16 protein-coding genes and 1 riboswitch are annotated in these 22176 nt (G+C 55.3%); of the genes, 15 read left to right on the top strand and 1 reads right to left on the bottom strand.

What is annotated here, in order from left to right; genetic code table 11:
* Window positions 1–18: 18 nt before the first annotated feature.
* The 11 genes from cobJ (at window position 19) to R70723_RS09090 (ending at window position 12271) form a co-directional block, all read left to right on the top strand.
* Entirely contained in the window at window positions 19–1923 is a 1905-nt protein-coding gene (cobJ, locus tag R70723_RS32820) for a precorrin-3B C(17)-methyltransferase (RefSeq protein WP_081957314.1), read from the top strand.
* A gap of 5 nt (window positions 1924–1928) precedes the next feature.
* Entirely contained in the window at window positions 1929–2777 is an 849-nt protein-coding gene (gene cobK, locus R70723_RS09045; RefSeq protein WP_081957316.1) for a precorrin-6A reductase, read from the top strand.
* Window positions 2755–3435, top strand: a complete 681-nt coding sequence (locus R70723_RS09050) for a precorrin-8X methylmutase (protein WP_039871495.1) — start codon at window positions 2755–2757, stop codon at window positions 3433–3435. Before cobK ends, R70723_RS09050 begins: the two co-directional genes overlap by 23 nt.
* Entirely contained in the window at window positions 3432–4547 is a 1116-nt protein-coding gene (locus R70723_RS09055) for a cobalt-precorrin-5B (C(1))-methyltransferase (protein WP_039871496.1), read from the top strand. Before R70723_RS09050 ends, R70723_RS09055 begins: the two co-directional genes overlap by 4 nt.
* Entirely contained in the window at window positions 4540–5763 is a 1224-nt protein-coding gene (locus R70723_RS09060; RefSeq protein ID WP_039871498.1) for a bifunctional cobalt-precorrin-7 (C(5))-methyltransferase/cobalt-precorrin-6B (C(15))-methyltransferase, read from the top strand. The genes R70723_RS09055 and R70723_RS09060 overlap by 8 nt, the downstream gene beginning before the upstream one ends.
* A 44-nt stretch (window positions 5764–5807) precedes the next feature.
* Entirely contained in the window at window positions 5808–6617 is an 810-nt protein-coding gene (gene cobI / locus R70723_RS09065) for a precorrin-2 C(20)-methyltransferase (protein WP_081957319.1), read from the top strand.
* Window positions 6614–7417 carry a precorrin-4 C(11)-methyltransferase gene (gene cobM, locus R70723_RS09070; RefSeq protein WP_039871500.1) on the top strand — a complete coding sequence of 268 codons (804 nt, stop codon included), beginning with the start codon at window positions 6614–6616 and terminating at the stop codon, window positions 7415–7417. The genes cobI and cobM overlap by 4 nt, the downstream gene beginning before the upstream one ends.
* Window positions 7410–8537 (top strand): cobalt-precorrin 5A hydrolase, encoded by a 1128-nt coding sequence (locus tag R70723_RS09075; protein WP_039871501.1) that lies wholly within the window; start codon window positions 7410–7412, stop codon window positions 8535–8537. Before cobM ends, R70723_RS09075 begins: the two co-directional genes overlap by 8 nt.
* A complete protein-coding gene (locus tag R70723_RS09080; RefSeq protein ID WP_039871502.1) occupies window positions 8521–9996 on the top strand; it encodes a cobyrinic acid a,c-diamide synthase CobB in 1476 nt (491 codons plus the stop codon). The genes R70723_RS09075 and R70723_RS09080 overlap by 17 nt, the downstream gene beginning before the upstream one ends.
* Window positions 9997–10120: 124 nt before the next feature.
* Window positions 10121–11002: an ROK family protein gene (locus R70723_RS09085; protein ID WP_039871503.1), complete on the top strand. Its 882-nt coding sequence runs from the start codon at window positions 10121–10123 to the stop codon at window positions 11000–11002.
* 249 nt (window positions 11003–11251) lie between these two features.
* Window positions 11252–12271 carry an HRDC domain-containing protein gene (locus R70723_RS09090; RefSeq protein WP_039871504.1) on the top strand — a complete coding sequence of 340 codons (1020 nt, stop codon included), beginning with the start codon at window positions 11252–11254 and terminating at the stop codon, window positions 12269–12271.
* 75 nt (window positions 12272–12346) lie between these two features.
* Here R70723_RS09090 and corA read toward each other — a convergent pair whose 3' ends face one another.
* Window positions 12347–13282 carry a magnesium/cobalt transporter CorA gene (corA, locus tag R70723_RS09095; protein WP_039871505.1) on the bottom strand — a complete coding sequence of 312 codons (936 nt, stop codon included), beginning with the start codon at window positions 13280–13282 and terminating at the stop codon, window positions 12347–12349.
* Window positions 13283–13682: 400 nt separating this feature from the next.
* Window positions 13683–13810: riboswitch (SAM riboswitch) on the top strand.
* Between the two features lie 109 nt (window positions 13811–13919).
* Here corA and metA point away from each other — a divergent pair.
* The 4 genes from metA to R70723_RS09115 all read left to right on the top strand — a co-directional run bounded on the left by metA (window position 13920) and on the right by R70723_RS09115 (window position 22163).
* Window positions 13920–14837, top strand: coding sequence for a homoserine O-acetyltransferase MetA (gene metA / locus R70723_RS09100; RefSeq protein WP_039871506.1), 918 nt, complete (start codon window positions 13920–13922; stop codon window positions 14835–14837).
* Window positions 14838–14884: 47 nt separating this feature from the next.
* On the top strand, window positions 14885–16069 hold the full coding sequence (locus R70723_RS09105) for an aminotransferase class I/II-fold pyridoxal phosphate-dependent enzyme (RefSeq protein WP_039871508.1): 1185 nt from the start codon (window positions 14885–14887) through the stop codon (window positions 16067–16069).
* 188 nt (window positions 16070–16257) lie between these two features.
* Entirely contained in the window at window positions 16258–17394 is a 1137-nt protein-coding gene (mqnC, locus tag R70723_RS09110; protein ID WP_039871509.1) for a cyclic dehypoxanthinyl futalosine synthase, read from the top strand.
* A 479-nt stretch (window positions 17395–17873) separates the two neighbouring features.
* Complete coding sequence (locus R70723_RS09115; protein ID WP_039871510.1) at window positions 17874–22163, top strand: bifunctional 2',3'-cyclic-nucleotide 2'-phosphodiesterase/3'-nucleotidase; 4290 nt, start codon at window positions 17874–17876, stop codon at window positions 22161–22163.
* The last annotated feature ends 13 nt before the right edge of the window (window positions 22164–22176 follow it).

A 22176-nucleotide genomic window follows, 5' to 3' on the forward strand; every position in this document is an offset into this window, starting at 1 on the left:
TAGAACGGAGAGATAGGAATGGAGAAACAAGGGAAGCTGCTGATTATCGGCTTTGGGCCTGGTGCTCTGGAGCAGATTACCGGGCGTGCGCTGGCTGCAATTGAGGAGAGCGAGGCGGTTATCGGCTACAACACCTATGTAGAGCTGATCAAGCCGCTGCTGACGCATCAGGAGATTGTCGGCACCGGGATGACCGAGGAGGTCAGCCGTGCCCAGGAGGCGGTGCGCCGGGCCGAAGCGGGGCAGACCATCGCTGTGATCTCCAGCGGAGATGCCGGTGTGTACGGGATGGCCGGTCTGGTCTATGAGGTATTGATGGAGCACGGCTGGAACCGTGAAAGCGGTGTGGCAGTTGAGGTGATTCCCGGAATCTCGGCGATCCAGTCCTGTGCCTCACTGCTGGGGGCGCCGGTGATGCACGACTCCTGCACCATCAGCCTGAGCGATCATCTGACGCCCTGGGACAGCATCGCGGCACGGGTGGAAGCAGCGGCAGCGGCGGATTTCGTTATCGCCTTCTACAATCCGCGCAGCGGCCGGCGGACGCAGCAGATTGAGGAAGCACGCAGCATTCTGCTGCGCTACCGTGAGCCCTCTACACCGGTGGGCATCGTCAAGAACGCTTACCGGGACCGCCAGAAGATCATTGTAACAACGCTGGAGGAAATGCCTATGGAGGAAATCGGTATGCTCTCCACGGTTATTGTCGGCAACTCGGCCACTACGGTCTATGACGGACTGATGGTCACGCCGCGCGGCTATGAACGAAAGTACGATCTTGGCGCACAGACACAGGCGCTGAAGCCGCATGAGCGGCTGCGTCCGGCAGCTGAGCCCTGGTCGCTCGCGGCAGGCCGCAGAACCGGCGGGGTCGGCAGCATCAGTAAAAAAACAATTCTGCTCGTAGGCCACGGCAGCCGGGTTGAAGCCGGTAATGAGGAATTACGCGGTTTTACTGCCCGTCTTGCGGCCCGCAGGCCCGGGCTGAATATCGAAACCTGCTTTATTGAGCTGTCGGCCCCTTCAATAGCTGAAGGGATTGAACGCTGTGTAGCAGGTGGAGCTGCGGAGATTTATGTAGTGCCGATTATTCTGTTCGCTGCCGGACATTCCAAGCTTGATATCCCGATGGCGATCGACCGGGCCAAAATGAAATATCCTGAGGTGCAGTTTGCATACGGCCGTCCGGTCGGGGTACAGGAGAGGGCGGCGGATATTGTGCTGGACCGGATTAATGAGGCAGTCCCGGCAGGCCCGGAGAATACGCTCCGGAGCGCTCCGGTCCCGGCTGAGGATACTGTCGTACTAATGATGGGCCGCGGGGGAAGTGATCCTGACGCCAACAGTGATTTCTATAAGCTGTCCAGGCTGCTGTGGGAACGGACGGCATATAAAAGTGTGGAAAGCTGCTTCATCGCCATCACTAAGCCTTCGCTGGATGAAGGACTGGAGCGTTGTCTGGCGCTTGGGGCACGTAAAATCATTGTGCAGCCGTACCTGCTGTTCACCGGCGTACTGATGCAGCAGTTTACCGAGCGGGTCACTGCCTTTGCCGCAGCTCACCCGGGAATTGAGGTGGAGCTGGGCAGCTATATCGGCAATCATCCGCTGCTGGAAGACATGCTGACAGACCGGATGGATGAAGTGCTGAACGGCCAAAGCTTTGCCAATTGTGATAACTGCAGATACCGTGATGAAGCCGCTGAGCACCATCATCATCACCATCATCACGGTCACGGTGAAGCCGGGCATGACCACCATCACCATGGAGAAGGCGGGCATAGCCATCACGGGCATTCACACGGTCATCACCACGGCCATCATCATGATCATGAGTCCGCTGCACAGATCACGGACAATCTGGAGCACGCTGGAACCGCAGCGGCAGAGACAGCTGCGGCAGGCAGCCCGAAGGAGCTGTAGCTGCGGTGATTCTAATGCTGTGCGGGACGGGCGATGCGCGGGAGCTGGCGGTGTCGCTGAAGAGCCGCGGCCTTCCGCTGACGGCTTCGGTGGTGACGGAGAGCGCAGCGGAGCGGCTTAGGGAAGCCGGGATCAGCACGAGAACCGGGCGGCTGGACCGGGAGGGAATGAGCTTGCTTTTGCAGGGGGAGGGTTATCATGCCGTAGTGGATGCCAGTCATCCCTTTGCGCTTGAAGCCCATGCCAATGCAATGCAGGCTGCGGCAGCGCTTGGCCTGCCGTACTTCCGCTACGAGCGTCCGGGACTTGAATTTGCCTCTCATCCGCGGCTTGTGATTGTGCATTCCTATGAGGAGGCGGCAAGTGCGGCGAAGGAGATTAAGGGCTCTGTTATGCTGACTACCGGAGGCAAAACGCTGGAGATATTTGCGGGGCAGCTGCTGGGTGATCCTGATATCCGGCTGACCGTCAGGCTGCTGCCCTGTCTGGAGAATATGGAGAAATGCCTCAGGCTGGGGATAGAGCAGCGCAACATTATTGCTATGCAGGGGCCTTTTTCACAGGAAATGAATGAGGCTTTGTTCCGGCAATACGGAACACAGGTGATGATTACCAAGGAGAGCGGGGCTGAGGGCTCTGTCGAAGAAAAGCTGCGGGCTGCGCTGGATATGGGGCTGTATGTCATTCTCATTGTGCGGCCTAAGCTTGATTTTAGCGGTAACGGGGGAGTCTATCATTCCTTTGCAGGGCTTGCAGAGGCAGTGGAGGCCGCTCTGGCAGTGGTTAATGGAGGATTCGGCGGCAGCCAGTCAAGAAATGGGAGGGATAACAGTGGATTTCGGAACAGAGTTTAAGCCCCTGACGGTACAGCCGCAGGAGATTGAAGGCCTTAGCTTTCAGATGATTACAGAGGAGCTCGGCAGCCACGATTTCACTGCAGAGCAGTATCCGGTGGTGCAGCGGATTATCCATGCTTCGGCTGATTTTGAGCTGGGACGCAGCCTGGTGTTCCATCCGCAGGCAGTTGAGGCCGGGATTAAGGCGATCCTGGACGGAATGCCGGTTATCGCCGATGTGCGGATGGTGGAGGCAGGAATTGCCAAGGAGCGGCTTCAGCGTTACGGCGGTGAGGTCCGTGTCCATATTTCCGATCCGGATGTGGTTGAGGCAGCCGGGGCCCAGGGTCTTACCCGGGCGATTATGGCGACACGCAAAGCCTGTGCGGAAGCTCCGGGCGCAATTTACGTCATCGGCAACGCACCGACTGCCCTGCTCGAGCTGATCCGTTTGATCAAGGCTGGTGAGGCCAAGCCGGGCCTGGTAATCGGTATGCCGGTCGGCTTCGTATCTGCTGCTGAATCTAAAGATGAGCTGCGCAAGCTGGATATTCCCTACATTACGAATATCGGGCGTAAAGGCGGCAGTACGATCGTGGTTGCTGCGGTCAATGCGCTAAGTCTGCTGGCAGTCCGCCGGGCTGCTGAGACGGAAGCCTCCCTTGGGCAGCGATGACCGGGAGCAGGGAAGCTGCCGGAAGCCAGAGGCCGCTGCGCCGGGGATACACCACCGGCGCCTGCGCGGCAGCCGCAGCCAAGGGGGCAGCGCATCTGCTCATCACAGGCGAGGAGCTGGCAAGTGTGGAGCTTCTGCTGCCGGCCGGCTTCAGCCACAGCTTTGAGCTGACCGGCTGGCAGCGCAGCGGTGCGGACGGCACAGCAGTCTGCGCCACCATAAAGGACGCCGGGGACGATCCTGACGCGACGCACCGTGCCAGAATTGAAGCGGCGGTCAGCTGGCTTGACCAGCCGGGTGTAGAGATTGACGGCGGGCACGGCGTCGGCCGGGTAACCAAGCCGGGGCTGCCTGTCCCGGTAGGTGAAGCCGCAATTAATCCGGTGCCCCGGCGGATGATCCGCGAAGCGGTATCGGAGGTGCTCGAGGAGCATGGCGCAGCGCGCGGGCTGCGGGTGGTCATCAGCGTACCGGAAGGCGAAGCCATTGCGCTGAAGACGCTGAATCCGCGCCTCGGCATCCTCGGCGGCATATCCATCCTCGGCACGCGGGGTGTGGTAACCCCGTTCTCGACCGAGGCTTATCAGGCCAGCATCGTCCAGGCGATTTCGGTCGCCGCGGCTGCCGGGAACCGCCAGCTGGTTCTGACCACAGGCGGCAGCAGTGAAAAGTATGCGATAGCGATGTTCCCGGAGCTTCCGGAGGAAGCTTTTATCCAGATGGGGGAGTATGTGGGCTTCTCGCTTGGCCATGCCAAGGCCTACGGCTTTCAGAAGGTGACGCTTGTGGGCATGGCCGGCAAATACTCCAAGGTTGCGCAGGGGGCGATGCTGATTCATTCCAAAAATGCGCCGGTGGATTTCGGCTTCCTTGCAGCCGTTGCCCTGGAGGCGGGGGCAGATGAAGAGACAGTACAGCAGATTGCCGGTGCAAATACCGCTTCACAGGTGGTGGATTTGATGACGGAGGCTGGAAATGAAATGTTTTTTGAGCTGCTATGCCGTTATGGCTGTCTGCAGTGCCTCAAGCAGGTGGAGGGAGGCATGACAGCGGAAATGGTGCTGATTACGATGAAGGGCCGGAGGCTGGGAAGGGCGGAAATCCGTGGATAATGTTATCTACGTCATAGGCATCGGGGAAGACGGCGCCGGGGGACTGACAACGCAGAGTCTGCGCATCATTGAGGAATGCGGGGTGCTCTGCGGCGGGGAGCGGCAGCTGTCGTTTTTCCCCCGCTTCACAGGAGAAACCATCACTCTGCAGGGCGGGCTGGAGCGGTTCGTCGAAAGACTGGACGGAGTATACCGGAAGCGTACGACGGTAGTGCTGGCTTCGGGCGATCCGCTGTTTTTTGGCATTGCCGGCTATCTGGTACGCCGGTTCGGGCCGCAGCAGGTGGAGGTTATCCCGCATTACAGCAGCGTACAGCTTGCATTTGCCCGGCTGGGTGACAGCTGGCAGGATGCGGAGCTGATCAGTCTGCACGGGCGTCCAATCAAGGGGCTGGCCCAGCGGATCGATGGCAGGTCCAAGATGGCGCTGCTGACGGATGAGGTGAACACCCCGGCGCGGATTGCCGCTTATCTGCTGGAATTCGGCATGAAGGAATATGAGGCCTTCGTCTGCGAGCGGCTGGGCGGTCCGGATGAGCGCTGCAGCTTCTGGGAGCTGGAGGACATGTCCCGGCATAAGTTTGTAGCGCTTAATGTGGTTATTCTGCGCAGACAGCCGGGGAGCGGCGGCAGCAGGCGCGGCTTTGCTTATCCCGATGAAGCCTTTGCCCAGCGCAAGCCGGAAAAAGGGCTGATCACGAAGCGTGAGGTCCGCGCGCTGGTGCTGTCCGAGCTGAATCTGGCGGAGAACGCGGTGGTGTGGGATATCGGCTCCGGTTCGGGGGCAGTTGCCGCGGAATGTGCGCGGATTGCCCGTCTCGGGAAAGTGTATGCAGTGGAAAAAGACATCATTAACCTGCCGAATATGGAGGCGAACCGGCGTAAATTCCGTGCCGACTATACCATTGTTCACAGCAGGGCTCCGAAGGGGCTTGAGCAGCTCCCGGCCCCGGATGCGGTATTTATCGGGGGCAGCGGCGGCGAGCTTGCAGATATTATTGCCCATGCGGCTGAGCGGCTGCGGCCGGGCGGAGTTATCGTTATTTCGGCGATCACCATTGAGACGCTGCACGGGAGTATGACGGCGCTGGCAGCAGCGGGGCTCAGGGCGGAGGTTACACAGCTGCAGGCGTCGCGGGGCAGGCCGATTCTCGGCATGACCCGGTTTGAAGGATTGAACCCTGTCTTTGTGGTCAGTGCGTCAAAGCCTGAATGAAAGAGCCAGTGAGACCGGTATTTTAATATAAGGAGGATGTGTGAATGGGCAACAACGAAGTGGAGGGACTGGAGCAGGCTGCTGGCGCTGAAGATTGGTTTTTGGACCTGGAGGAGGAGCTGCCGGCCGGGGAGGAACCCGGCTTACTTACTGTAGGTACACTTTATGGGGTTGGTGTGGGCCCGGGAGACCCGGAGCTGATTACAGTCAAGGCCTGCCGCCTGCTTAAGGAATGTCCGGTTATCGCCTATCCTGCGGCACGGAAGGGCGGGAAATCCTACGCCCACGAAATCGTGGACATGTATGTAAATGCGGAGGAGAAAACGATGCTGGGCCTTGTTTTTCCGATGACCAGGGACCCGGTACAGCTGGAGAACGGATGGCGCTGGACGGTGGAGCTGTGCTGGAATGAGCTGCGGCACGGCAATGATGTGGCTTTTGTAACGGAGGGCGACCCTAATCTCTACAGCACCTTCATCCATCTGGCCCGGCTTATGCAGGAGCTGCATCCCGGAGTGCGCATTGTGTCTGTGCCCGGAATCTCCTCAGTGCTTGGTGCTGCCGCTGCCCTTGAACAGCCGCTCGCCGACGGCGACCAGCGGGTGGGCATTATTCCGGCGACGGATGACCGCGAGGCGCTTAAGGAGGCACTGCTGCAGCATGATACGGTGGTATTTCTGAAGGTGGCCAAGGTGCTGGATACCGTGCTTGATGTGCTGGATGAGCTGGGTCTCAGCGGAAAAGCCTCTGTAGTGACCAAAGTAACCTCGCCGCATGAAAAGGTATGGCGGGATGCCCGCGAGCTGCGCGGCCGGGAGCTGGAATACCTGAGCTTAATGGTGGTGAGCAAATGAGCGGACTTCAGCTGGAGCCTAAGGTATACATTGTCGGTGCCGGGCCGGGCGACCCCGAGCTGATTACTGTCAAAGGCAGCCGGATTCTCCGCTCGGCGGATCTGGTTCTCTATGCGGATTCTCTGGTCAGCGAAGTGCTGGTGAGCAGTGCGAAGCCCGGCGCGGAGGTGGTGCAGAGCTCCGGACTTGATCTGGAGCAGCAGGTGGAGCTGATGGCCGGGGCTGTGAAGGAAGGCCGGAGCGTGGCGCGCGTGCACACCGGTGATCCGGCTATGTACGGCGCCATTCTGGAGCAGATGTCGCTGCTTAAGCTGTGCGGCATCCGCTATGAGATTATTCCCGGCGTCAGCTCCGTCTTTGCATCAGCGGCGGCGCTCGGGGCCGAGCTGACCGTGCCGGAGCTGACGCAGACGGTGATTCTGACCCGTGCCGGAGGACGTACGCCTGTGCCTGAGCGGGAGCAGCTCCGTACTCTGGCCGCTCACCATTGCACGGTGGCGCTGTTTCTCAGCGCGGCGCTGGCCGGGCATGCAGCCGGCGAATTTCTCGCTGCCGGCTGGAGCCCGGATACCCCTGTAGCCGTCGTCAAGCGGGCGACCTGGCCGGATCAGCAGATCGTGCGGACGACCGTGCAGCATCTGGAGCGGGACCTGCAGGAGGCCGGCATTACCATGCATGCCATGATTCTGGCCGGCTGGGCGCTTGACCCGGAGCTGGTGAACCGGGATGCCCACCGCTCGAAGCTGTATGACCGCGCCTTTACCCACGGCTTCCGGCAGGGGAGCAGCCAGGATGGCTAAGCGGTATGCGGCTGTAGCTATTACCCGTAACGGCATCGGGCTGGCGCTGAAGCTGGGCGGGCTGCTTGCGGATACCGAGGTCTATTGCTATGCCAAATACAGCGGAGAGCTGGAGGAGATTCCGGGGGAGCGGCGGATATTTGACGGTCCGGTGAAGGAGCTGCTGCCTGGTCTGTTCCGCCGGTACGAGGCGGTTATTCTGTTCTTCTCCCTCGGAGCTGCTGTCCGGCTGATGGCTCCGCTCCTGGAGAGCAAGCGGACCGACCCTGCCGTCCTTGTGATTGACGAGGGCGGGGAGCATGTTATCAGCGTGCTGTCCGGCCATCTGGGCGGGGCGAACCGGCTGACGCTGGAGATTGCCGGGCTGCTGCACAGCCATCCCGTCATTACGACGGCCTCCGATGTGCAGGGCGTGTTTGCGGCCGATCTGCTGGGCCGCGAATTCGGCTGGCGGCTGGAGGATTTCGCCCCGGTAAAGGGCGTAAGCGCCGCGCTGGTCAACGGCGAGCCGGTTGCTGTGCTGCAGGAAGCCGGAGAGTCCGGCTGGCTGCCTCCGGGAGCCGCACTGCCGGAGCATGTCAGGCGCTGCGGCGACATGGCAGAGCTTCTTCGGCTGCCTTTGCGCGCGGCGGTCATCATTACGGACCGGCTGCTGCAGCCCGCTGAAGCAGCAGCGCTCAGCGGGCTGCCGGCCGCAGTGTACCGGCCGCGCAGCCTGGTGCTTGGCCTCGGCTGCAACCGCGGGACAGCGGCCGCCGAGCTTGAAGCGGCCGTTCTGGAGACGCTGGAGGAGCTGCAGCTGTCGCCTTTAAGCGTCCGGGGTGCAGCTACCATTACGATCAAGGGCGATGAGGCCGGTCTGCTGGAGCTGTGCGGCAAATATGGCTGGGAGCTTGATCTCTATACAGTGGAGCAGCTGAATACAGTGCCGCTGGAGCAGCCTTCGGCGGTTGTGTTCAAGGCAACCGGGGCCTATGGCGTCTGCGAGCCTGCTGCCATCCTGTCTGCAGGCGGCGGGAAGCTGCTGCAGCCGAAGAAAAAGAGCGGCAATGTAACCATTGCCGTTGCCAGAGTGGCCTATGGCGGCAGGGAGGAGCAAGCAGATGAAAGAACGCAGTGAATTCACCGTTCAGGAGATAAGCCCCTGTGAACCGCAGTGCCGCCCGCGTCTGATTATCGCGGGAACAGGCAGCGGATCGGGCAAGACCACGGTGACGCTTGGGCTGATGCGGGCCTTTGCCCGGCGGGGCCTGAAGGTGCAAGGCTTCAAATGCGGCCCGGATTATATTGATCCGGCCTACCACGCTGCAGTAACCGGACGTCCTGCCCGTAATCTCGACTCGTGGATGACCCCCCGCTCCTATCTGCAGGAGTATTTTCTGCGTTCTTCCGCAGATGCAGAGCTATCCATAGCGGAAGGGGTCATGGGGCTGTACGACGGAAAAGAAGCGGCAGAGCTTACAGGCTCTACTGCCGAAATAGCGCTTCTCACCGCCAGCCCCGTGCTGCTGGTGGTGGATGTTCGCAGCATGGGCCGCAGCGCGGCTGCAGTCGTGCTCGGCTTCCGGCAGCTGGAGCCGCGGGTACAGATTGCAGCGGTCATCGTGAACCGCTGCGGCAGCCCCTCTCATTACCGGACCGTTAAGGCGGCCATAGAAGCCGCCTGCGGCATCCCGGTAATCGGCGGACTGATGCGTGATGCCGCACTGGACATCCCGGAGCGGCATCTGGGTCTGCTGCCCGCGCTGGAACGGGGCGAGCTGGAGCCGTTGTTCAGGCATGCCGCCGATATGCTGGAGGCAGGCGTGAATCTGGACCAGCTGCTGGAAATCGCGCAAGCTGCTCCTCCGCTGCAGTACATAGAGGCAGAAGGATCACCTTCTGTCCCGGCTGTTACAGTCCGGCAGGTTAACGGAGCTTCTCCCGTCATAGCGGTTGCCAAAGACGCAGCATTCAATTTCTATTATGCCGACAATCTGGAGCTGCTGGCGTGTGCCGGGGCCCGGCTGCTTGAATTCAGCCCGCTGTGCGGAGAGCCGGTACCGCCGGAGGCAGACGGTATCTATCTCGGCGGCGGCTTCCCCGAGGAGTTCGCTGCGGTCATCTCCGCGAATGCCGGATTCCTTGACGGCTTGAGAGCAGCCGCGGCACAGGGCATGCCGCTGTATGCGGAATGCGGCGGCTACATGGTGCTGGCCCGCTCCATCACCGACCGGGCTGGAGCCGAGCACCGGATGGCCGGTATTATCCCGGCTCATGCCGTTATGCAGCCGCGGCGGGCCGCGCTGGGCTATCGTGAGGTAACGGCGCTTCACGACTGCCTGCTGCTGAAGCAGGGTGAACAGCTGCGCGGCCATGAGTTTCATTATTCCGTGATGCATTATGATGCACTGGAACAGCAGCCGTATGCCTATGAGAGCAAGGGGCGCAGCGGCAGCCAGCCGGAGGGCTATCTCAAGGGAAATGTTATGGCCGCGTATGCCCATATTCATCTGGCATCTTATCCAGCGGCAGCAGAGCGGTTCATTACTGCCTGCCGCTCATTCCGGAGCCGGAAAGCAGAGGGCTTCAGCCTATAGAACGCTCAAACAGCAGGGGCATTATGTCCCTGCTCCGCTTATATGTCAACCGCTTGTCATATGGGCTGCAGGCACGTATAATCATCTTAAGAGAGCGTTTTATTTTAGAGGGGAGAATGCTGCTGTGAGAGTGCTTGGAGCAATTGAAGCCGGGGGAACAAAGTTTGTATGCGGAATCGGACATGAGGATGGGACGGTCACTGACCGGGTCAGCTTCCCGACAACAACCCCTGAGGAGACAATGGGACTGGTGCTGGATTATTTTTCAGGCAAGAACGTGGAAGCGCTCGGAATTGGCTCATTCGGACCGATTGACCCTATACCCGGCAGCCCTACCTACGGCCATATTACCACTACGCCTAAGCCTCACTGGGGAGGCTATAATCTGGTGGGTGCGGTGGCAGAGCATTTCAATGTGCCTATCGGCTTCGATACCGATGTGAACGGGGCTGCTCTAGGCGAGTATACCTGGGGGGCTGCGCAGGGTCTGGACAGCTGCCTGTATATTACTGTAGGCACTGGTATCGGTGCGGGTGCTGTTGTCGGCGGACAGCTGATTCACGGCCTGTCCCATCCGGAAATGGGACATATTCTGGTTCCCCGCCATCCTGAGGATACCTACAGCGGCTTCTGCCCGTACCATGGGGATTGCCTAGAAGGCCTGGCGGCCGGACCAGCCATCGGCAGCCGCTGGGGCAGACCTGCCGGCGAGCTGGCTGCCGATCATCCGGCCTGGGCGATGGAAGCCCACTATCTGGCCCATGCACTGATGAATTATGTGCTGGTGCTGTCGCCGCAGAAGATCGTGATGGGCGGCGGCGTCATGAAGCAGAGCCAATTATTCCCGCTGATTCATGCTAAGCTGCAGGAGCTGCTTGGCGGATATGTCCAGCATCCTGCACTGAATCAGGAGATCGGCAGCTACATCGTGCCGCCGCAGCTGGGCGACAATGCCGGTCTGGCCGGAGCGCTCGGCCTGGCTAAACTGGCGCTTGCCGGAGCCTGATTCAAAAAGGGATTGACTGTACGGAAATATATGGTATTGTAGTTTCTAACAGCATAGCATTTATGAGGAAGCACCTCTTTCACGATTTTCGTGGGAGAGGTGCTTTTTTTTGCGTAAAGATAAGAAAGGATAGGTTTCATCAATCCTTTATCCTTATCTTTCTCGCAGAACCGGATACCGTCCTGTTTAGGACGGCGCAGCCGGTTCTACTTGTGTGCCTGCTGTAAGATGACGAAAGTAGGGATTCATATGCAGATTGTATTTTTAAACAGGCTGTCCAGAATATCGGGAGCAGATCAGGAGGCCTATGCCCAGCTCTGGATCGGTGAAGAGGAGGGCGTCTGGCAGATCGGCTGGCGGGACTTTTCCGGCACCAGTGAGACCGATGAGCATATCTGGTATGAAGGCGGCTCGTGGAATGAAATGCTCTGCGTCTACAGGCATGAGCTGGCAGTGAAGATGGGCGACGGCTACCGGCCGCTGATTGACGGCGCGTTTCATGAAGAAGAGACGCTTGCCCAGCGCAGCCGGGAGCAGCTTAAGCTGCAGTATTACAGCGAGCGGCACGGAAATGAAGCCGTTTATGAAGCGTTGTGCGCCTGGCGCAGGGGCAAGGCCTCCAGTGAACGGAAGGCACCGTATATTCTCGCCAGCAACCGCCTGCTGCGGATGCTCAGCACCTTTCTGCCGCGCACGGAAGAGGAGCTGCTGCAGATTCCGGGCGTCGGAGAAGGCAAGGCTTCGCAGTATGGCGGCGACTGGCTGGGCATTACCGCCGATATTCCGCGGGAGCACAGCTATCCGCTGAACTGGGTGAATGAGGCTGTAGAGGAGGAGGCCTTCTCTTCCTGGCTTTACAAGCAGAAGGAGCTCAAATACAAGAAGCAGCTTGAACGGCTGCGGCTGCGGCGGATTCTGCTGCAGGGAATTGAGAACGGGCTTGGCATGGAGCAGCTGCAGGCTGCCGGCGGAATCAGCCGGCGTGAGGTGCTGGAGGCGGTCGAAGAGCTGGAGAAGGAGGGCTACTCCGTAGAGAAGCTGATTGAGCATGAACTGAAGGAGGTTACAGCGGAAGAGCAAGCCGCCATCTGGACAGCGTATGAGCTGATGGGGGATTCCTTTCTGAAGCCTGCATTGTATAAGGCCTACGGGGACAGCTTTTCTCCGGCAGAGGGGCTGGACCTCTATTATGAGCGTCTGCGGCTGATCCGCATCCGTTACCGGCGGGCCCAGCAGCTGCAGGCTGCAGGAGAAGTCGCAAGCTATTAGAAATAGCAAAGGCGAAGGTTCCCCATACTTTGCAGTAGCGGTAGCCTTCGCCTTAGCGTATTCGTCCGTTATCGTTCATAGCCAATCCTTTTTGCGGAAAATCACGAGCATTCCGCAGCCGAGCGTAACCATCACGGCAATTACGCCATAGTAGCCGTATTCCGAATGGGTTTCTGGTATATTGTCAAAGTTCATCCCGTAAATACCGGTAATCACGGTCAGCGGCATGAATATCGTTGTAATGGCGGTAAACACCCTCATAATTTCATTGGCGCGGTTAGCGATACTCGACTGGTAAGCTTCACGCAAGTTGCCCATGAGGTCGCGGTAGGTTTCAAAGGTTTCAGAGATCTTGACCGCATTTTCATAAATATCGCTGAAATACTTCTGTAATTGGTCATCGATCAGACGCAGGTCCTTTTTGTTCAGGGTGTTGATAACTTCCTTTTGCGGTCCAAGCATCTTCTTCAGCCACAAGATTTCACTGCGCAGACCGATGATCTCACTCAGGTGCGATTTCTTGGTGTGCATCAGAATATCTTCCTCAAGCTTCTCAATCCGCGCTTCAATCCGGTCACCGACAGAGAAGTAGTTGTCTACAACGATGTCAATCAGATGGTAAAGGAAGCGGTCAGGCCCGCTGACCTCCTGCTCCCACAGGATGGGCTTAAGGACACGCAGCTCATGAATTTTCTGTTTGGTGACAGTTATAATGTAATGTCTGCCCAGGAATACGTTAAGCGCCCGGAGGAAAATTTCCTCATCATCAAACCGGATGCTGTTAACTACAATAAAATAATGGCTCTCATAAATTTCGATCTTCGGCCGCTGCTCCTCTTCGCTGAGGCAGTCCTCCACGGCAAGATCATGCAGATTGAACAGGGGCTGGAGCAGCTCCAGGTCCTCATCATCAGCATCGATCCAGTAAAACCCTTCTGCGGGCGGGGTCAGTGTTGCTTCAATGTCATCAATCGGGGTAAAAACCCCAGCGTTCACCAGCCGGATTTTCATCTGATTCACTCCTTATGTCCCCGGTCTTCTCCAGGGGTATGCTAATTAAAGCACACGGAAAAAATCAGCTTGGCCGGCAGTACAATCCGTGCTTAAGGCCGGGATGACGTTTCGAGGGCATGAAGAAGTGGTGCTCCCGCCGCCGGCAAGCTGATGTTAATCCTGTGTGGTTGCTCACTTTGCACGCATAACTGCGTACCCGGGTCGCCTTCCATTCTTCTCTCACCTCTGCTCCTCGTCAATTGTGCCTTTTGAAACACTTGTCTAGTATAACGCCGGGGTATGCCTCTTTCAAGCAAAATTCTTTTCATTTCAAGGGCTCTTCAGCATTGTATGGACTTGACGAAAAGCAGGTTCATGATTTAAAGTGAATTTTAAGAAAAAAATTGAATACAGCTAAATCTTATCAAGAGCAGGTGGAGGGACTGGCCCGATGAAACCCGGCAACCGGCGTGTAAACGCACGGTGCTAATTCTTGCGGAAGCTAACAGGGGATACATACCCGTTGTTGGTTCTGGCAGATGAGAGAGGCGCATATGACTGAACCCTATATGACCTTTCTCATGCGAGAAAGGTCATTTTTGCATGGAAATCAGTTCAAGCTCGGTACTAATTCGATTAAGGAGTGGACACAGCAATGCCAATCAAAATTCCCGACAGTTTACCGGCCAAAGAAATATTATCCGGAGAAAATATCTTTGTAATGGATGAGAGCCAGGCCTTTCATCAGGACATCCGTCCGCTCAGGATCGCAATCCTGAATCTGATGCCGACGAAGGAAACAACCGAAACGCAGCTGCTGCGTCTGATCGGAAACTCTCCGCTGCAGGTCGATGTAGTCCTGCTTCACCCGAGCTCCCATACCTCCAAGAATACTTCTGCGGAGCACCTGAAGAGCTTTTATACAACCTTTGATGAGATCAGCCACCGCCGGTTCGACGGCCTGATTGTGACCGGAGCTCCGGTTGAGCAGCTGGAGTTCGAGGATGTGAACTACTGGGAAGAGCTGCAGAAGATTTTTGAATGGAGCAAGCACAACGTTACATCGACTATGCATATCTGTTGGGCGGCCCAGGCCGGCCTGTATCACCACTTCGGCGTTCAGAAGGTCAGCCTTGCCGAAAAATGCTTTGGAGTGTTCCCGCACACGGTGAGCCATAATAATGTTAAGCTACTGCGCGGCTTTGATGAAGTGTTCCATGTTCCGCATTCCCGCCATACCGATGTATCGCGTGAGGATATTGAGGCTAATCCGGAGCTGCAGATTCTGGCTGAATCAGAGGAAGCCGGGGTATATCTCGTGGCAACCCATGACGGCAAACAGATTTTTGTAACCGGGCATTCCGAATATGACCCGTTCTCGCTAAAATGGGAATATGACCGTGACATCGCGAAGGGTATGGAAGTCGCTTTACCGAAGCATTATTATCCTAAGGATGATCCGCAGCGTACACCGCCGGCCGTATGGCGCGCCCATGCTAACTTATTGTTCGCCAATTGGCTCAATTACTATGTATACCAGGAGACACCCTACGACATTGGCCCTATTATTTAATAAATAGAAGCAACTCTACAATTAACACCACATTAGGAGGCGTACCGATGGACGAGAAACTCAGGATTGAAAGCAGACTTGCGCAAATAGGCTCACAGGAAGATCCCGCAACCGGGGCAGTTAATTATCCGATTTATAATGCAACGGCATTCCGCCACCCGCAGCTTGGACAAAGCACCGGCTTTGACTATATCCGCACCAAAAACCCGACCCGTTCTGTGCTGGAGACGGCTGCGGCTGAGCTGGAGTCCGGCGATGCGGGCTTTGCCTGCAGCTCCGGCATGGCGGCCCTGACCACTGTGTTCGCTTTGTTCGGACAAGGTGATCACCTGGTTGTTTCTCTTGACCTGTATGGCGGAACCTACCGTCTGCTGGAACGGATTCTGTCCAAGTACGGCATTACAGCCTCCTATGTGGATACCAATGACCTTGACGGACTGGAAGCGGCCCGCCGTCCGGAGACGAAGGCCGTCTTTATCGAGACGCCGACCAATCCGCTGATGATGATTACGGATATTGAGGCCGTGTGTACATGGGCCCGCGGTAACGGGCTGCTGACCATCGTTGATAATACGCTGCTTACCCCGTTCTTTCAGCGCCCGCTTGAACTTGGCGCAGACGTTATCGTCCACAGTGCCACCAAGTATTTGGGGGGACACAATGATGTGCTTGCAGGCCTGATTGTAACTAAGGGAGCGGAGCTGTCTGCGGAAATGGCGGTTCTGCACAATTCCCTCGGCGCCGTGCTTGCGCCTAATGACAGCTATCAGCTGATGAAGGGCATGAAGACGCTGGCACTGCGCATGGAACGTCATGAGAGCAACGCCCTGGCCCTTGCCCGTTATCTGCTGGAGCATCCGGCTGTTGCTGAAGTATTCCATCCGGGGCTGCCGGATCATCCGGGTTATGAAATTCAGAACCGCCAGTCCTCAGGCAACACCGGGATCTTCTCCTTTAAGGTAAAAGATGCCCGTTACGTCGAGCCGCTGCTCCGTCATATCCGGCTGATCGCCTTTGCCGAAAGCCTGGGTGGTGTTGAATCCCTGATGACCTATCCTGCCGTGCAGACCCATGCCGATATTCCGGTGGAAATCCGTGATGCTGTAGGGGTAGATGACCGGCTGCTGCGCTTCTCTGTTGGTATCGAGCATGCGGACGACCTGATTGCAGATCTGGGCCAGGCGCTGGAAGCAGCCCGCGTGGAGCTGGAGCAGGCTGTATCCGCTGAATAAATATACAGTAGAGACGGTGGCGCTGCTGATGCGCCGCTGTCTTTTTTTTGCCGCCGTCCGGATGGCCGAAATCAAATATTTCTCAACCCGCCGGGATTATGTTAGGATGGAAGGACGAATGCTTTTATATGTTTATTTTTAAAATTTAATCAACCATAATATATGGAACCTGAAGGAGGCTGCGAACGGTGAGTGCGATAGATCTTATTCTGGATAAGACGCTGAAAGGCGAACGCCTCGGGCTGGAAGATACAATCCGGCTGTTCGAGAGCAACGAAATTGAAAAAATGGGCGCGGCCGCAGATGTGATTATGAAGCGCTGGCATCCCGATCCGCTGGCTACCTTTGTCATTGGACGCAATATCAACTATACCAACGTATGTGATGTGTACTGCCGCTTTTGCGCATTCTACCGCAGACCGGGATCAGAGGAAGGGTACGTGCTCCCGGATGAAACCATCTATCAGAAGATCGCCGAGACAATTGCTGTAAACGGTACGGAAATTCTGATGCAGGGCGGAACCAACCCGAATCTGCCGTTCAGCTACTATACGGATATTCTCCGCGGAATCAAACAGCGTTTCCCGGATATCACCATGCACTCCTTCTCCCCGGCGGAGATTATGAAGATGGTCGAAGTTTCCGGCCTGCCGCTGGAGCAGGTAATGCGCGAGATTCATGCGGCCGGCCTGGATTCCCTTCCCGGCGGGGGAGCAGAGATTCTGGATGACCGCACCCGACGCAAGATCAGCCGGCTTAAGGGCTCATGGCGGGAGTGGATGGATGTCATGCAGACCGCACACCGGATCGGTATGAACACTACAGCTACCATGGTTATCGGACTCGGGGAGAGTATGGAGGAGCGTGCGCTGCATCTGCTGCGGGTACGTGAAGCACAGGATGAATGTATTGCTAATAAATACGATTCCGAAGGCTTCCTGGCCTTCATCTCCTGGACCTTCCAGCCGGACAACACGAACCTTAAGCTGGACCGGCAGACTCCGGAGGAGTACCTGAAGACGGTAGCAATCAGCCGGCTGGTGCTTGATAACATCAAGAACTTCCAGTCCTCATGGGTCACAATGGGTCCTGAGGTAGGCAAGCTGTCCCTGCAGTACGGCTGTAACGACTTCGGCAGCACGATGATTGAGGAGAACGTTGTCTCTTCAGCCGGTGCGACTTACAAGGTTAACATTGAGTCGATTACCCAGCTGATCCGTGAAGCAGGCAAGATCCCGGCACAGCGCAACACGCGTTATGACATTCTGCGTACCTTTGAGGACGCGAATACGAAGATTGACAATGATTTTGTAATGCAGAACTAATCATTAATTATTAAATTCAGGATGTAACCAATCCCCGTTAAGCAGCGGCAGCGCTGTCTGGCGGGGATTCTTTTCTGTATGAATGCTTTACAAAGAGAGCGGTGAGAAGCCAAGGTCATGTCAGTATTTCTTCCTGTTTTTCGTCTGTGATGGAATGAGTACTCATGAATTATTTTGAATAAAAATAGAATTATGTAGTTTAACGTAGTGCACATTAGAGGCGGACACGGAAAGTACCGGATTTTTTAATATGTTACGTCATCGTGTTTCTAAAACTGACATGGATTTATGTTAATTAATGTATTGTTTTTAATATTTTAGATTTAAAATTTGGAACATTGACCAAATTTACACTGGAATATAAGTTATTTTGCACAACTATTAACTCTATATGTGGTTACTTGCTAGATTCATATAATAGCTTGTGATACAATCGTCCTCGGTCACAAAAAGAGAGAAACTGGGAGGATTAATCACTTATGGGAGAAAGACGATGGAACAAGCCAGTAGCATCATTTCTGGCAACCACAGTTCTGACTGCACAGGTTTTTGGGGGTGTGCTGGCAGGTTCAGTTATTGCAGCTGATACGGCAGAGGCCGCTCCGGCAGCCGGAGTGACAGTAGATCTGCGTCTGATGAGCACCACCGACGTGCACACCAACGTCTATGGCTGGGATTATTACAAGGATTCCGGATCATCGACTGTGGGCATCAACAAAACATCAACCTTGGTTAATGAAGCCAGAAAGCAGAATGGAAACAATCTTTTGCTTGATAATGGTGATTTGATTCAGGGTACCCCGCTTGGCACGTACATGGCAATTGAAAGTGACCTTGAGATTAATGACGAGCGGATTCATCCTCTCATTGCTGCTATGAATGTGATGCGATACGATGCGGCGACCTTTGGTAATCATGAGTTTAACTACGGTTTGGACTACCTCGAGCGCACTATTAACGGCAGTGCCACACACAAAACAGATACTGATGCAGATTTCAAGTATGTCAATGCAAATATTTATAACATTGATGGCTCCAATAAATACAAACCTTACGTAATTATTGATAAAGAAGTTGAAGGATCTGACGGAGAAACTCATATCGTCAAGGTCGGATTGATTGGTCTCGTTACACCACAGATTATGGAGTGGGATAAGGCTAAGCTCGACGGAAAAGTGAAGGTTGAGGATATCAGCGAAACTGCTGCAAAATTTGTTCCTATGATGCAAGATGAAGGTGCGGATGTCATTGTAGCTATGGCTCACACCGGGTTTGATGCTTCGGCTGCATCATCTGATCCGGGTGCAGAAAACGACATTAACCAACTGAGTAAAGTGCAAGGCATCGACGCCATCACATTCTCTCATACACATAAAGTTTTCCCGACTGTAAAAGAAAGTGACCTGGATGCTTCCTTCAAGGATCCCACCACTAAACTTCCGTATAATACAGCCGACATTAAAATTGACAACACCAAAGGTCAGATTAACGGTACTCCGGCTGTACAAGCTGGTTACGGCGGCGGATACCTTGGTCTAATTGATCTTAAAATTGTACACAGTGCTGACGGCTGGGCAGTTGATAAGGCGAGCTCTGTATCCTCCACGCGTTCAATTGCTGGTGTTGCTGCAGACCCGGCAATTGACGCTGTTACTTCAGCAGACCATGAAGCAACTAAAGTTTACGTAAATCAGCCGCTTGGAAAAACAACTGCTCCAATGAACAGCTTCTTCGCCATGGTGCAGGATGATCCTACTGTCCAGATCGTAACTTATGCGCAGCAGCGTTATGTGTCTGATTTGATCCATTCTGATACAAATTTAGCTAAGTACAGAAATACCCCGATTCTTAGTGTTGGTGCTCCTTTCAAGGCCGGACGCAACGGCCCGTCAGAATACACTGAAATTAAAGCGGGGAATCTAACAATTGCCAGCGCCAGTGACCTGTACCTGTACGACAACACGCTGAAGGCAATTGTTGTTGACGGTGAGACTGTGAAGAACTGGATTGAGATGAGCGCAGGTGCGTTCAACCGGATTAAACCGGGGATCTCAACCGCCCAGCCTTTGCTAAATCCCCAGTTCCAGGTGTTTAACTTTGACGTCATTGACGGTGTCCAGTACACCATCGATGTAACCAAAAATGCTAAATATAAGCCAGACGGTACTGTTAATGATGCAGCGTCCAGCCGTGTAACCAGCATTACTTACGGTGGTACGGAAATTCTGCCGGAGCAGGAATTTATCGTTGTTACCAACAACTACCGTGCAAGCGGCGGCGGTAACTTCCCTGGCGTTAAGGGCTCCACAATGATTATCGATTCCCAGATGGAGAACCGTCAGGTGCTGATGGATTACATCAGTGAAGCGGGAACGGTTGATCCTACAGCAGACGGTAACTGGTCCATTGCTCCAATCAAGGGGAATGTAAATGTAACCTTCACTTCTTCTCCTAATGCGGCAGCGGTATTGCCGGGCAACATGAAGGATACAGGAGTTAAAGATTCCAAGGGCTTCTCTGTTTACAGTATGGATCTGAAGGCAGTAACGCCAAAGCCTACTGCGGATGTTGAAGTTCACCTGATCGGAATCAACGACTTCCACGGCCAGCTGGATACTACCTCTGTAGTAAGCGGCAAAAATGCAGGTACTGCTGCTGTTCTCGCAACGTATCTGAAGCAGGCGCGTGCCAAATACGAACATTCCCTGCTCTTCCATAACGGTGACTCTGTGGGTGCATCCGCTCCGGTATCCTCACTCGAACGTGATGAGCCGACCCATGAATGGATGAACCTGATGAAATTCGATGTCGGAACACTGGGCAACCATGAATTTGACCAGGGCGTTGCGGCACTCAAAACACAAATTTTCGGCGGTGTTGATCCTAAGAATACCAGTGTAAATCATGCCGGTGCTGATTTTGATTACATCAACGCCAACGTGGTTGACAGTGTGTACAAGAATCCGATCATCAACCCTTATGTAATTAAAGAAGTAGGCGGCGTAAAAATCGGATTTATCGGTGTGGTAACAAAAGCGACGCCTGACAAGGTAGCTCCATCCGGTCTTGTCGGTGTGCAGTTCCTGACTGCTGCTGAAGAAGTAGCGGCTATCGAGAAGTATGCCAAAGAGCTTCAAGATAAAGGCGTAGAAACAATCATCGTGCTGGCTCATGACCCTGCAACTACAAAGGGAGATGCGGCAAGCGGTTTTGTAACAACGGGTGAAGCTGCTGATCTGGCAAAAGCTCTGCCTGCGAACTCGCCGGTTGACGTTATCGTGGCCGGAGACAATCACGGCTATGCTAATGATATCGTAAACGGTAAGCTGGTTGTTCAGGCTTACTCCTACGGAACAGCGTTCGAGGATATCAAGCTCGTTATCGACCACACAACAGGTGATGTGAAATCGATGTCTGCAACGGTAACCTCCACCTTCCAGGACGGCGTAACACCAGACCCTGAAACAGTAGCTCTGGTAAATAAATATCTGGCTAAGCACCCTGAATTGACTCAGCCTGTAGGTACAACTGACGGTACAATTACCCGTACAGATGTCTACAACAATGAAGCTCCGCTGGGCAACCTGATTGCGGATGCTATGCGTGCGGCTGATTTCGGTGACGGCGCAGCAGCGGATTTCGCGTTCATGAATCCGGGCGGTATCCGTGCTGATCTTCCTAAGGGCAATGTATCCTTTGGTGATCTGGCCAAAATCCAGCCGTTCGGCAATACGCTGGTGAAGCTGACCCTTACCGGTGAGCAGATCAAAACCCTGCTCCAGCAGCAATGGGCAGTGAAGGCTGACGGAAGTGCTGATGTTAAAACACTGCAGATTTCCGGCCTGAAATACTCGGCTGAAATGTATCTGCCGGTAAAAGACCGTATTTCCAGTCTGACCAAAGCAGACGGTACACCGATTGAAATGAGCACGAGCTATACTGCGGTGGTAAATAACTTTATGGCCGCAGGCGGTGATAACTACACTGTACTTACCAAAGCCAGTAAGCAAGTACCTGGTCCGATCGATCTGGATGTATTCTATGATTACATTGTAGACACATTCAAGGGCGGGGCGATTACAGCTAAGGTGGATGGCCGTATTACCAACAACAAGGCTCCGGCCGCAATTCCGGGCGGTATTCCGGCACCGGCTGCAACCCCTGTCCCATCGGCAACGCCTGCACCATCGGCAACCCCGGCTCCATCTGCAGCACCAGGCACATTCAGTGATCTGGGCAAGGTAGTATGGGCACAGGAAGCGATCAGCTCCCTGGCTGCAAAGGGTATTGTAAAGGGTCTGGAGAATGGACAGTTCGCACCGGCCAAAACAGTAACCCGTGCTGAGTTTGTAACGATGCTGGTACGTGCATTGAACCTGAATGCTCCTGTATCAGGCATAGCGTTTAACGATGTGAAGCAAGGAGTATGGTACACAGATTCTATCGCAGCTGCTGTAAGCGCAGGTATTGTTAAGGGCACCGGCAACGGCAAGTTCGAGCCGGGACGCGGAATTACCCGTGAAGAAATGGCAATTATGATCGTCAATGCCCTTGCGGAGCAATTGGAGCCGGTGGATGCTTCAGCGGCTCTTGGGGGATTTGCCGACAAGACCTCGATTGCCCCTTACGCTCAGGAAGCTGTAGCACAGCTGACTCAGCTGGGAATCGTTAACGGGGTAGACGGCGGTAAGTTTGCACCGAAGGACATGGCGAACCGTGCCCAGGCTGCAGTAATTATCTACCGTATGCTTAATAACCAAGCGTCTTAATAAAGCAGTTATA

The organism is Paenibacillus sp. FSL R7-0273 (genome assembly GCF_000758625.1).
Classification (GTDB): Bacteria; Bacillota; Bacilli; order Paenibacillales; family Paenibacillaceae; genus Paenibacillus_AQ.